Origin of the sequence: Fibrisoma montanum, assembly GCF_003583365.1 — a bacterium.
Lineage (GTDB): Bacteria > Bacteroidota > Bacteroidia > Cytophagales > Spirosomataceae > Fibrisoma > Fibrisoma montanum.
Genome location: NZ_QXED01000001.1, coordinates 1,144,226 through 1,157,802, shown reverse-complemented (window position 1 = coordinate 1,157,802; position 13,577 = coordinate 1,144,226). Strand labels below are relative to the sequence as shown.

The following is a 13,577-nucleotide window of genomic DNA, read 5'->3' as shown; positions in this document are numbered from 1 at the left end:
CAAGCCTCTTTCCGTTTATGTTCTTAACTGCCGAAAAAACTTCGTGAGCAGTGCCCGGCTTTCATCGGCCATCACGCCTGTTTCCACGCGGGTCTTGGGGTGAAGTATCGGCGCTGAGTGGCGGCTGTAGCCCCGTTTAGGGTCGTCGGCAGCAATGACCAGCCGACTGATCTGAGCCCAGTACAAAGCGCCTGCACACATGACGCAGGGCTCAAGCGTTACGTATAAGGTGCAATCAGTCAGGTATTTACCGCCAAGGTGCTGTGTGGCGGCTGTAATGGCAATCATCTCGGCATGAGCCGTTACGTCGTTGAGCTGCTCGGTCTGATTGCGGGCTTTTCCGATTATACGATTACGACATACTACGAGTGCCCCGACCGGAATCTCGCCCTCAGCAGCAGCTTCGTCGGCCAGGCCGAGGGCGATTTCCATAAAGTATTCGTCAGTAAGCATTATTGCTTCAAAATTTTCCGGACTGTCTGCCGATCGCCCACCTGTATGCGCAGCAGGTACGTTCCGGCCGGCTGGCTGGTCAGATTAAGGTCAGTCTGCCGGGTTCGGGTCGTTTGCTGAAGAAGACTCTGCCCACGCAGGTCCGTCAGGGTAAGCACGGCCGGCTGCCGGTTTAATGACACATCAACCGTTACGGTCAATGTCGTACCTGTGGGAACCGGATACACCTGAACCAGGGATGCCAGTGGGTCATCTTCAACCGATAACAGCGGCTGTACGGTAACAGTGGCTGTGCCCGAAACAGGACCAGAACCACAATTGTTGCTGACCGACGTAATGCGGTATGCGGTCGTGCGGGTTGGCCGAACTTCCAGCAGATACGGATTATTGTTGACTGGCGGAAGATTAACCGTACGGGCACTGTCGGCATAAGCGATTGTCCACGGGCCATCGCCACCAAACGAGATCGTTAGGTTAGCCGGTGAGCCCTCGTAAATACTTTGCGTGCCGGTTAGGGTTGCCGTCGGTTGTGGGCGCACGTTCAGTACGGTTGGGCTGCGGGTACCCATTACCGGGACGGACGGATTCGATGCCTTTACGCGTACGATGTACTGACCTCCCGCCAACGTGCGCGGTAAGGTTGCCGTGATGGGGCTGCTACCGGCAAACGCCGAAACTTCGGTGTAGGTCGAGGTATCGGACGTGCTGGCGATTTCAACCTTGAACTGATTGCCCGAGGTGAACGGTCCGGATGTGGTAAATGGTACCTGGAAGGTCGAACCGGCGCAAAGCGTCGTAACGGCCAGACTCGTGGTTGTTACGGTCGGTGCAATTACCGATATGACAGCAGTTGCCGGGTTGCCTGGTAAACCAACGCCACAACTGTTGGCAACGCTGGCGACCTGATACGTTGTGTTACGCCGGGGCAGTACGTTGATCGTCGTATCGTTGCGGTTGACTACCCCCGAGTAGCCCTCACTCAAGGTATAACTAAATGGCGGAGTGCCTGTAAACTGAAGCTGCAAGGGGGCTGTCAGGCCCAGATTCACCTGGCTTGAGCCCTGCAACGACAAAGTCGGCACCGTATTGACGATCAGTTTGATGGATACCCGAGGGCTGTAGCAACCCGTTGCGTTGTTGATCTGGTAAACAAAGAACGTCTCGCCACCGGGCCTGGTCGCATTAAGCGTGTAGGGGGTAGGTGCTTCATTCGTCACTATATTGTACGGGTCGATCCAGCGTAAACTGGCGCCGGTTGCGGGGGTCGCTTCCAGAGGGGTTGCCTGGTCGTCGCGGCAGTAGGTAACCAGCGTTTTGGTTACGGTTGGCGGGGCCGTCGTATTGACTGTTACCACCAGATTAGCTTTACCGCCTTCGCAGTTATTGACAGTCTGGCTGACCTGATACGTAAACGTACCCGCCTGTACGACAGACGGCGTCGGGGTATTGTTGATTGGACTGCCTTCTGCACTATACCATTTCAGATTCTGACCACTGGCTTGTAGCGGTACTACGGCCTGATCGGGCTGATCGGTCTGCGCCTGGCAGTATGATACGTTGCTGACACCCGGTGGAGCCGGGAGTGCGTTAATGGTCACGATTAGCGTCGCCTTTTGACTTTCGCAGCCTTCTCCCGACGTTTGCGACGCTTTGTACTCCTGGGTGCCTACAGTGCCTGTATTTGGTGTGGGCGTGTTCCCCAGCAGATTATTACCCGCATCGTACCATTTGATATTGGTTCCAGCGGCTGTTAAGGGTTGCGATGGTCCATTGTTACAAAAGCTTATCGGGCTGACACCCGGTGCACCGGGCGTAGCTTTCACCCGGACGTTTAGGGCGGCTCGTGGGCCTTCGCAACCATCCAGGGTCTGGCTGACGTAGTAAGCCGTGGTGCCAACAGTGGTGTTCTGCGGAGTTGGCGCAGTCGAAGACGCCGTGCCGCCGGTTGCGCTGGTACCATACCAGGACAATGTCGCGCCGGTTTGAGCCGCTGCCGCCAGTACCGGAGCCGTCGTGTTCTGGCAGAAATCAGTTGCCGTTACACCCGGCCGGTCAGGTGTATCTTTCACCAGAACGGGGATGGCCCGTCGCTCACTTTCGCAGCCGCTAACGGTTTGGCTAACGTAGTAATTTGTCGTTCCGACGAGGTTGGTACTGGGTGTCGATGGGGTTGATCCACCCGTGCCGCCGGTGGCGTTGGTCCCGTACCATTTCAGATTTTGGCCTGTCGCCGATAGAGGTTGGGCGGTAGAACCTTCGCAGTAGGGTGCTGGTGTTGCCGCTACGGGTGATAAGGGCACCGCATTGACCGTAACCACTATACTACCTCGAACGCCTTCGCAGCCATTTACCGTCTGGCTAACGTAATACGTGTTTGAACCAGTAGCGCTTGTTGGCGGAGTTGGCGCCGTAGCAGACGCCGTTCCACTGGTCGGGCTGGTCCCATACCAGTTCAGCGTACCATTGGCCAATGGTGTAGCGGTTAAAGGAGAAGCTGGACGATCCTGGCACAAACTCACCGGACTCGTTCCGGGGGCGGCCGGTCTTGGTCTGACCGTTACCGGAATGGCTGCTCTTGGGCCTTCACAGCCGTTCACCGTCTGACTAACGTAGTAGTTGACAATGCCGGCGGTAGTTGTGCCGGGGGTGGGCGCAACTGAAGACGCCGTGCCGCCGGTTGCGCTGGTACCATACCAGGTCAACGTGCCCCCGGTGGTTGCCGTTGCTGACAAGGGGCCAGCGGTCTGATTCTGGCAATAAGGTGGTACAGTGGCCGTAGTGGGGGCGCCGGGTTTCGGTTTGACCTCAACCGGAATGGCTCTCCGCGGGCTTTCGCACCCATTTACGGTTTGCGAGACGTAGTAGTTGGTGGTACCAACCACATCGGTACTTGGAACCGAAGGCGACGTTGACGCTGTGCCTCCAGTAGCGCTCGTACCGTACCATCTCAATTGCTGCCCACTGGCCGTAAGCGGACTCGCCGGGGCATCTTCACAATAAGGGGCTGGTGACGTAGCGGTTGGAGCCGGCGGCACTGCATTGACACTTACCAGCAGACTGGCCCGTGGGCTTTCGCAGCCATTGAGCGTCTGACTGACGTAGTAAGTAGACGAACCGGTTGAACTGGTGGGCGGAGTCGGTGCTACGGGCGAGGCTGTACCCCCGGTCGCATTCGTACCGTACCAGTTCAGGGTTGCCCCCGACACCGGTGAAGCCGAAAGCGGACTAGCCGTTTCGTTCTGGCAGTAGCTGACGGGGCTGGTGCCTGGCGCAGGCGGAGCATCCTTTACCGTGACTACAATACTCGCCCGGCTGCTTTCACAACCAGCGACGGTCTGGCTCACATAGTAGGTAGTCGTACCAATCGTGTTGGTGTTGGGGGTAGGGGCTACAAGGGAAGGTGTTCCGCCGGTCGGATTGGTCCCATACCAGTTTAAAACCCCGCCTGCTGAGGTTGTGGCTGATAACGGACTGGCCGTTGCGCCTTCGCAGTAGGGGGAAGGATTACTGGTTGTCGGCGGGTTTGGAACAGCGTTGATAATAAGCAGCTGCGTGTTGGTGCTGGTTCGGGCGGGAAGGCTCGAAACCACCCGGATCCGGTAGCTGATGCCAGGGGTTGCGTTTGCGGGGATTCGGGCCGCAATGCTGCTGTTCGACACCGTTGTTCCGCTCGATGGGTTGCCGATAGCCGTCCCGATTACCGTGGGATTGGCAGGGAACGTACCATTCGGGTCCGATAGCTGGGCAGAAAAGATATTACCGGCCGTGAACGTACCTGTTGTTGAAAAGGGTACGGTCAGGCTATTGCCCTGACAGAGCGAGTTGTCTGCTAACGTCCCGGTAACTATGGATTGTGCTGCACTTTCGCTTAGCGCGGCAACACTGAATAGCCATATAAGAAGATAAGAGTAAAGGATTCGACCATTCATACGTTCGAATAATAAATATATTGGCCTAAAGTTAATTCATTTGCCACAACTAAGCTCACTCTATGATTTAGGCACGGCTCTTGCTTCCCTATAGCAATAAGAATGCCACCTAATCAGATAGATAGGTGGCATTCCCAGAAGTCGTTTGCAGCGAGATAGGATGAGCAGCCGGTAAAATAGCGGCTACTGTATGGAGCTGTAAATCAATTCGTGTATCCGGCGCCGTAACTTGGTTGTGTTGATGGAGTTGTTGCCGGCCGTTGGGTGAATACGATTGGAGAGAAACACAAAGATCAACTCCTGATCAGGGTCTACCCAGACTACGTTGCCCGTAAAGCCGGTGTGGCCAAATGACCGTGGTGAGGCCTGTTCGGCCAGGTAAACACTACTATGCGTTTCCGGATTGGGTTTATCCCAGCCCAGAGCCCGATGACTGCGAGAGCTAAGCGTTTGGGTAAAATATGGCACCGTCATCGGCTGAAGCAAACGCTGATCGCCATACACGCCTTTTTGAAGGTTCATCTGCAACAGCGTGGCAATGTCGCGGGCATTACCAAACAACCCCGCGTGGCCCGATACGCCCCCCTGCACAGCAGCCATCTGATCATGAACTGTTCCTACCAGCAACTGATTGCGGTAATACGTGTCCTGCTCCGTAGGCGCACAACGCGGATTAGTCAGGCGCTGAAGTGGCGTAAAACCCAGCGAGTGCAAACCGAGGGGTTTGTAGAGCGTTTCTGTAACAAACTTGTCCAGCGGTTGCTTAGTCACCCGCTCCACAATTTTCTGCAGCGTCAGGAAGTTAAGATCACTGTAAACATAGGCAGGCTTACCCGATTCGTCGGTCTTACGCGACATGGGCGATTGAACAACCCATTTCCATACCGAATCTTTTAACGCCGGAACGGCCCAAAGTGTAGGGGCAATTTGCAGCGTGTGCAGACTGTCATGAACGGCACTATAGTACTCGGCTTTCAGGCCACCACCCACCGTACGGGTACGATCCCAGGTGGTTGGATAAAACGAAACCATGCCCGACTGGTGCCAAAGCAAGTCCTGAATAGTGATATTCTGCTTGTTCGTACCCCGAAGCTCAGGCAGATAAGCCGACGCCTTTTGCGATAAATCAATCTGTTTCCGGTCGTAAAGTACCATCACCGACTGGAGCGTGCTAAGTACCTTTGTCAGGGAGGCCAGATCGTATAAAGTTTCGTCGGTGACCTTCTCAGAACCGGCCGCGTAGGTCAGGCTGCCGAAGTTCTGGCTGTACACGATTTTTCCTTTGCGGGCTACGAGAATCTGACAGCCTGGAACGACCCGATCTTTAACCGCATTTTTGGCCAGCCCATCAATTTTTGATAACACGGCCGATTTCATACCTACGCTTTCCGGCGTACCAATCGACAGGCGGCCTTCGGGCGACAAGGTTTCGCCCAGACCAGCTTTCAGATGGCCGGTTGAAATAGGCAGAATACCGCGGGCTCCCAATCCACCGAACAGGACCTGTGGCACCACCCGCTGCATTTCATCAAAGTCCTGGTACGCGCACAACAGCGCATCGGCCCCGCTGAACTGATTCAGGCTGTAGGGCGATCCGAAGGCCGTTACGATTACCTTGGCCCCCCGTTGTTTTAATCGGGTGATCAAGTCAAGCGAAGTTTTAGTGATACCGTATTTCCGGTACGGCGACTCGCTCATGCGGTGGAAGCTGACAACAACCGTATTGGCATCGCCTATCTGCGTCAGAATGTCGTTCAGCTCGGCTTCGGTAGCCGGTTTGTCTGGTGAAGCGATGTGCCGGAACGGGGCATATTGCGTTAACGTGCTCTGGAAGGAGTTACCGGCGTTTGCCCCGATAGCCACAGAGGCCAGCCGGAGCGTATCCAGCCGTGACAGAGGCAACAGGTTCTGCTGGTTACTGACTACAGTGACGGCTTGTTCGCAGAGTTCCTGTTTCAGCAATGTAGCGTCCGGCGAATTCAGGTCGGCGGCTAAGCCGTTGAGGTCAATTGGCTTATACTTGTCCAGACCCGCCCAATACTTGGCCTGCAAGATTTTACGAACTTTTTCATCGATGAGTTCCTGCGAGATCACACCAAGCTGAACGGCGGTCAGGATCCGTTGTGTCGCTTCTTTGACGTTCTCCGGGTATAGCAGGATATCATTACCGGCAATCAGCGCCTGCAGGTTTATGTCTACGTTTTTGTGCGACCGGCTTACCCCCCCCATGTTCAATGCATCGGTGAATACAAGTCCCCGGAAGCCCAGTTCTTTCTTGAGTAATTCGGTTACTACTTTTTCCGATAGCGTTGCCGCCAGGGCGGGGGTGTTGTCAACAACAGGTACATAGAGGTGCCCTGTTACGACGCCCATCAGACTATCGGCAATCAGTTTCCGGAACGGATACAAATCAATGTCGCGAAGCTGCTCCGACGATCGGCTGATGGTCGGCAACGTATGGTGCGAGTCGGCATTGGAATCGCCATGACCCGGGAAATGCTTGGCGGTGGCAATGATGTGCTTACCCTGCAGGCCGCGCATATAGGCGGAGGCCTTCAGCGCTACGTTTTCTTTTGATTCCCCGAAAGACCGCACACCGATGACGGGATTGGCCGGGTTGCTGTTGATATCCGATACTGGAGCGAAATTGATGTGGATACCCAGCCGCTGGCATTGCCGGCCAATTTCGGCTCCCATGCGGAAGATAAGCTCATTATCACGAATGGCACCCAGCGCCATTTGCTTAGGAAAATCCATCGCGCTGTCCAGGCGCATGCCCAGCCCCCATTCACCATCAATGCCGATCAGCAGGGGCACCTTGGACAGAGACTGATAGCGGTTTGTCAGCATCGCCTGCCGATACGGGCCGCCCTGAAAGAAAATTAAACCACCAATATGATTGTGTTGAATCAGGTGCTCGATGTACTGGTTGTGGTTGGCATTGCGGTTAGAAAACGCAGCTACCATGAAAAACTGCCCAACCTTCTGTTCAGGGGTCAGTGTGTTGAAGACACTATCAACCCAGCGTTGTCCGCTATCGGGCAACGTAAACACTTCGACCGGTTTCGCATACGCACGAACGCGATAGGCCGTGGAAGTGACGGGCCGTATGGATTTAATACGTTCAGATGTCACAGACAGCCGATGCCAGATGACACGTACTGGATTTGTTACACCAAACGCAGTTAATAAACTGACGGACAGCAGACCGACAACGAGTATCGGCCGGACAATCTTGTTCCGCATGAGTACTCAGTAAGTAAAAAAGTACAAGTCAGCTACCTAATTCAATTATCGGGAATCATAAAAGTAGCCAATGTACATTGTAAATGATAGCCAATAGTCAAATTGTCTAATTTTTTAACGAAAAAATGTAGTATTATAGTTTACCCAAGGACCTTATTAACTTAATAATGCAATTTATGGTTTGTTCAAAGTTAGGATAAGGATTGCTTTGTTAGTGAAAAATGAAAGCAAAAATTAGTTAAATACAACTAGAATAATTTGTATGAAGCGATATTGGATTATGATTGGTGCGTTGCTGATGGCTGTGCCGATCGTGTTTGCACAAACGGAAAATGGTGCGTTCAAAGCAATGCTGGAGACAATGTACAAGAAAACAGTACCGTTGGTGAGTGTGACCGAACTAAAACGAATGCAAAACGTAGTACTGCTCGACACCCGCGCCCGGACCGAATATGACATAAGCCATCTACCTAATGCCCGGTGGGTTGGCTACGACGACTTTGACCTGAAGCGTGTTGCAGACATACCTAAAGAGGCAAACGTAGTGCTGTATTGTTCGGTTGGGTACCGTAGTGAGCGGGTAGGCGAAAAACTACAGGCGGCCGGATACCGACACGTACACAATCTGTACGGTAGTTTGTTCGAGTGGGTAAATCAGGGAAATCCTGTCGTTGACAATGCGGGGAAACTAACCCAGCGAGTGCACGCGTATTCGCGCCTTTGGGGCGTCTGGCTGAGAAAAGGGAAGAAAGTATACGATTAACGTAGGGCCAGGGGCTGCTTAATCGGAACGAAGCCCTGTACTACTGAGCAACTACAGTACTGTAGATGAGCCGCGCGGCCGATTTGCTGATGGCACACACAATTTGGGTGCCCAGATCCGTATCGTGTTGTGCCGATACCGTTGCCTGGTTCCGGCAGGCCGAGGGCCTGATCGATGCTGTGGTGTGGGCTTTCTTAGCCTTTAACCGCTTGTGCGCAGCGAAAATATTACGTGGGTGCCCCATGCTGTATCCTTCACCGCACACGGCCAAAACCATCATTCCAGCGATCAGTAGCTTTTTCATGACACATTCGTTCTACATTGATACCACAAAGATATAGGTTTAATTTGGTATCTTGCAATACATAGTACCTTGTTTTTTGTTAAAAATTAAAAAAAGCCGGGCAAATAGCATCACCCGGCTTTTCGGGATAGGAATTCCAACGCTTATTAATCAATTACAACCCGTTTAACGGCACCGTCTTCGTTCTGAGTAACCGTTACAAAATACGTACCCGGCGTTTTCTTGCCCAGATCAATCTGGCCTACAAATTCACCTGAAAAGTCTTTAATCTCCCGGCGGGCTACCTCTTTTCCTTTAGCATTGGTTACGACAATACTGATGTCGCCTTTTGCTGGTGCTGTAAACCGAATGTTTAGCTGGTCGCGGTCCGGATTGTTCGGGTACACATCGAGGCTTCGAATCGTGGATGGTTTTATGTCCCGGTTGAAGCCCCGTGCCCATTCGTCAAATGGGCGAGCCAGCTGACGGTCCCAGTCCCGGGGAAAACGGAACTCCATTCGGTTCAGCCGATCGGCCAGCGAATCCATATTATTCCGGAAGTCGAAACCCCATTCGCGCATTTCCGGCGTATAATAAAAGCGGTAGTTACGTTCTCCGGGGCGATTGGGCCGACGCGCATACGCATCGGGTGCGTTATCACGTCGGCGCGTAACAACGCGGTCGCCGTCATGGTCTTCTACGATAATGGTCAACTGACGCCGGCGGCTATCCTTGCGGGCCGTTCGGAGTGAATCTACCAGTTTCATCACGATGTTGTCGCGCTCGGCGTCAGACATACCCTCAGCCCGATACGTCCGTTCCAATTCGCGAACCTGACTGCCGTCGCGCTCAATGATCCGGACGCGGAATTGCTCCTTGTTCGCTTTACCAGCTTTAGCGCTGGGCTTCTGTTGTGCCTGGCTTACAACGCTCAGGCAAGTGGCCAATAACAAAACCGGGACGAACCGGCATACAAAAACAGATGTTGTTTTCATAGGGTTATTGATGACAAAAGGGACCGTGCGAATCTCAGAAAAACGTTGATAGCCCGGCTGTTAAAGTTTGTTAAATGCCTAACGGTAGCTGGTTAGGTTTGTAATTTTACCTGCTGCTGAATCCGTTTTCTCAATAGATGCCGGAAAACGGCAAAGGTTGCACGAGCGCTTAAAAAAATGTCTAAACAACGCATACGCTGGATTGTAGCGCTGATGGCGGTGGGGCTGCTGGGGCTGGTTGGCCTGCAGTCGTACTGGATTGGTAGTGCGCTGCGACTTCAGAAAGAGCAATTTGATTATAAAGTTACCGATGCCCTGCAGGAGGTAGTTCGTACGCTGGAACGTCAGGAGATTCTGAACCTGGCCCAGAAACGTATTCAGGCCCACGATCAGCAGAATCGGTTGATGGCTATTGCCAAAAAATCCGACGAAACGTTGCCGGAGCCGGCGGCTCCAAAACCGCGTAAACCAAAGCCCGATCAGGTTGCGATCAGCGACAAGACCGCCATGCCCCAGTCCCGCGATAACAACCCGACGGCTTTGCGCGGGGCAGAGCCGATGGGAGCTATTGTGCAATCCGACGTACTGCATTCAACCGCCCGCCCGTTATCGGCAGAGCAAATGGTTGTGGTCGAAGAGTTTTTCCGGCAGCAGGAGGAGTTGATGGTGGCCGGCGACTGGCAGGCCCAGCTGGAACAGCAACGCCAGTTTGAACTCTGGGTCGATCACGTCATGAGCAGTGAGCTGACGAATATTGATGCACAGTTGAAACAATCGGCTCGTCGGCAGGATTCGTTGCAGAAAGCTGCCAAAAAGCAGCAGACTGCCCGGCTGAAACGTCGGCAGCAACAGCATCGGCCGGACACGGCTGTAGCGCAGAAAAGCCCGGCGAACACCAAAACGGCAGCCGGCTTTACCCACCGAACCGAAGAGCAGTCGCAAATGATCAAGGACGTATTGAAAGGGCTGTTGTTGTCGGATCGACCAATTGAGGATCGGGTCAACCGGCTTGCACTGGATACGCTTTTGCGGCAGGCCTTGCAGGAGCGGGGTATTGCTATTCCGTTTGCTTATGGCGTCCAGATCAAATCCAGGCCTTCGTTTCTATTCACGTCGCTGGGTATGGAGCCAAAAGAGTTCAACGCCAGTGGCTACAAAACGGCCTTGTTTCCCAACAACCTGCTCGAAACGGGAAACTATCTGTACATCTACTTCCCAACCCAGAAGCAGTTCATTCTGAACCGGCTGGGTTTCACGTTTGCGGCTTCGGCGGTGCTGATTCTGGTTATTCTGGCTTGTTTCTATATTGCCCTGAGTACGATTGTCCGGCAGAAAAAACTGGCCGATATCAAGAATGATTTCATCAACAACATGACTCACGAGTTCAAAACGCCGATTTCAACCATTTCGCTGGCGGTTGAGATGGCGCAGGAGCAACTGGGTCATACCGATACACCGGTAGCTGATCCGACTGGCAGCCCAACCACCCGCCTGACCCGGTACATGGGTATTATTCGCGATGAAACCCGCCGATTGGGGTCGCACGTCGAGAAGGTCCTGCAAATGGCACTGCTCGACCGCGGGGAAATAAAACTGAAGCTCTCGTCGGTCAACATTCACGATGTCATCGAGAAAGTGCTCAACAACATCGGTCTTCAGATTGAACAGCGTGATGGTGAACTTGATCTTGATTTTGAAGCCGACAACGAAGTGGTCGAGGCCGACGAAGTGCATTTGACCAATATCGTATATAACCTGGTTGATAATGCCATCAAATATTCGCCCAACCAACCGCACATTACATTGAAAACCCGTAGCCTGCCCGAGGGGGTCAGCATCACCGTAGCCGACCAGGGCCTGGGCATGACTAAAGATCAGACTAACCGTATCTTTGAGAAGTTTTACCGGGTTCCGACCGGTAACCGGCACGATGTAAAAGGATTCGGGCTGGGATTGAGCTACGTTAAAAAGATGGTAGAGGAGCACCACGGCCACATTCAGGTCGAAAGTCAGCCGGGCAAGGGTAGTTCATTTGAGGTTTTTATTCCATATACGCAGTCGGCCGGTGAGTAGGCAAGGACTGTTTCAACCGTTTTATTGTAGCAATGGCAAACATTCTGGTAGTCGAAGATGACCCTAACCTGGGGCAGTTAGTACAGGAGTACCTAACCATGAAAGGATACCCAACCGACCGGGCAACCGACGGCAATCAGGGGCTCCAGATGTTTATGGCAAACTCGTATGATCTGTGCATCTTCGATGTCATGATGCCTAAGAAAGACGGCTTCACACTGGCGAAAGAAGTCCGGATGGCGGGGCGCGAAATTCCGATCATTTTTCTGACGGCCAAATCCATGCAGGAGGATACCATCCAGGGGTTTAAGGTTGGTGCCGATGACTACGTAACGAAGCCGTTCAGTATGGAAGAACTGTTGCTGCGGATTCAGGCCATTCTCCGGCGCTACCAGCGTACGGCCGATTTGCCCGAACCATCAGTATATCAGATCGGGTCGTTCCAGTTCGATTATCCGCACCAGCTGCTGTCTCACAATGGTTCATCGCAGAAACTGACCAGTAAAGAATCTGAATTGCTGAAGCTGCTGGCGCAAAATCTCAACCAGCCGGTAAGCCGTAGTTTCGCGCTCAAGATGGTGTGGGGCGATGATTCCTACTTCAATGCCCGCAGTATGGACGTGTACGTAACGAAACTGCGAAAATACCTCAAGGAAGATGAAGCCGTGCAACTGGTGAACGTTCACGGCGAAGGTTTCAAATTAATTGTGTAAAAAACGGCGGGTATCGGAATAGATGGCTTCGTAAGTTTGTTCACTAAGCAATCTATTTGAGTCAGGTATGTCAAACGTACAGCGTATCGCCCAATTACAACTTACCCGTCGTCCGCGCCGGAATCGTCAGTCAGCCGCTATCCGCAACATGGTGCAGGAGACCCGGCTGTTGGTAAGCGACTTTATTCTGCCACTTTTTGTACTGGAAGGCGAAGGGATCCGCAGCGAAGTGCTATCCATGCCGGGAATCCATCGGTATTCAATTGATCTGCTTTTAGAAGAAGTAGCCGACTGTGTGGCCCTTGGCCTGACTACGTTCGCGCTTTTCCCCAACTTACCCGAATCGAAGAAAGATAAATACGCCACTGAAAGCTTTAACCCCGACGGTCTGTATCTGCGGGCGGTTAAGGCCATCAAAGATCGCTTTCCCGACGTAGTGGTTATGACCGACGTAGCCATGGACCCGTACAGTTCCGACGGCCACGATGGCATTGTCGAAAACGGAAAAATTGTGAACGACCCGACGCTCGAAGTGCTGGGCAACATGGCCCTCGCGCAGGCAAAAGCCGGAGCCGACATTGTCGGGCCGTCGGACATGATGGATGGGCGAGTGGGCTACATTCGCCAGGTACTCGATGCGGGTGGCTTCCACGACGTAGCGATCATGGCCTATTCGGCGAAATACGCAAGTGCTTTCTACGGACCTTTCCGTGATGCGCTGGATTCAGCCCCCCGTTTTGGTGATAAGAAAACGTACCAGATGAACCCTGCCAACAGCCGCGAAGCCCTGATCGAAGCTGAGCTGGACTACACCGAAGGGGCCGACTTTCTGATGGTCAAGCCCGCGCTGGCGTATCTGGACGTAATCAAATTGCTCAACGATAACTTCGACCTGCCAATTGCCGCCTACAACGTCAGCGGTGAATACGCCATGATCAAAGCAGCCGCCCGTAATGGCTGGCTCGACGGCGAGCGGGCGATGATGGAATCACTCATGGCGATCAAACGGGCCGGTGCGAACGTGATCTTGACCTATTTTGCCAAAGAAGCCGCTCAGGTTCTGAAATCCGCGTAATTGCGGCTCAAGAGATGGTACGAAGCCATGCTTTCCAGTATCTTTCG

The 13,577-nt window shown here is 53.3% G+C and carries 9 protein-coding genes; 4 read left to right on the top strand and 5 right to left on the bottom strand.

The genetic code is table 11. The features are described 5' to 3' along the window. Positions 1-15: 15 nt before the first annotated feature. The 3 genes from DYU11_RS04970 to DYU11_RS04960 all read right to left on the bottom strand — a co-directional run bounded on the left by DYU11_RS04970 (position 16) and on the right by DYU11_RS04960 (position 7,628). Positions 16-453: a nucleoside deaminase gene (locus DYU11_RS04970; protein ID WP_119666498.1), complete on the bottom strand. Its 438-nt coding sequence runs from the start codon at positions 451-453 to the stop codon at positions 16-18. After that, entirely contained in the window at positions 453-4,382 is a 3,930-nt protein-coding gene (locus DYU11_RS04965) for a T9SS type A sorting domain-containing protein (RefSeq protein ID WP_119666497.1), read from the bottom strand. The genes DYU11_RS04970 and DYU11_RS04965 overlap by 1 nt, the downstream gene beginning before the upstream one ends. Before the next feature lie 183 nt (positions 4,383-4,565). Then, the gene (locus DYU11_RS04960; RefSeq protein WP_119666496.1) at positions 4,566-7,628 is read right to left on the bottom strand and encodes a serine hydrolase domain-containing protein; all 3,063 of its coding nucleotides are present in this window, start codon (positions 7,626-7,628) and stop codon (positions 4,566-4,568) included. Between the two features lie 262 nt (positions 7,629-7,890). On the opposite strand from DYU11_RS04960, the gene DYU11_RS04955 reads away from it, so the two are divergent. Then, a complete protein-coding gene (locus DYU11_RS04955) occupies positions 7,891-8,391 on the top strand; it encodes a rhodanese-like domain-containing protein (RefSeq protein ID WP_119666495.1) in 501 nt (166 codons plus the stop codon). A gap of 40 nt (positions 8,392-8,431) precedes the next feature. Here the strand turns inward: DYU11_RS04955 and DYU11_RS04950 are convergent, their stop codons facing one another. Together DYU11_RS04950 and DYU11_RS04945 are read right to left on the bottom strand one after the other, a co-directional pair. Further along, a complete protein-coding gene (locus DYU11_RS04950) occupies positions 8,432-8,695 on the bottom strand; it encodes a hypothetical protein (RefSeq protein ID WP_119666494.1) in 264 nt (87 codons plus the stop codon). Between the two features lie 146 nt (positions 8,696-8,841). After that, entirely contained in the window at positions 8,842-9,669 is an 828-nt protein-coding gene (locus tag DYU11_RS04945; protein WP_119666493.1) for a T9SS type A sorting domain-containing protein, read from the bottom strand. Between the two features lie 177 nt (positions 9,670-9,846). Here DYU11_RS04945 and DYU11_RS04940 point away from each other — a divergent pair, with 177 nt between their 5' ends. The 3 genes from DYU11_RS04940 (at position 9,847) to hemB (ending at position 13,530) form a co-directional block, all read left to right on the top strand. Further along, positions 9,847-11,742, top strand: a complete 1,896-nt coding sequence (locus DYU11_RS04940; RefSeq protein ID WP_119666492.1) for a sensor histidine kinase — start codon at positions 9,847-9,849, stop codon at positions 11,740-11,742. 32 nt (positions 11,743-11,774) lie between these two features. Continuing rightward, positions 11,775-12,455, top strand: coding sequence for a response regulator transcription factor (locus DYU11_RS04935; protein ID WP_119666491.1), 681 nt, complete (start codon positions 11,775-11,777; stop codon positions 12,453-12,455). A 67-nt stretch (positions 12,456-12,522) separates the two neighbouring features. Then, entirely contained in the window at positions 12,523-13,530 is a 1,008-nt protein-coding gene (gene hemB, locus DYU11_RS04930) for a porphobilinogen synthase (protein WP_119666490.1), read from the top strand. Positions 13,531-13,577: the final 47 nt, after the last annotated feature.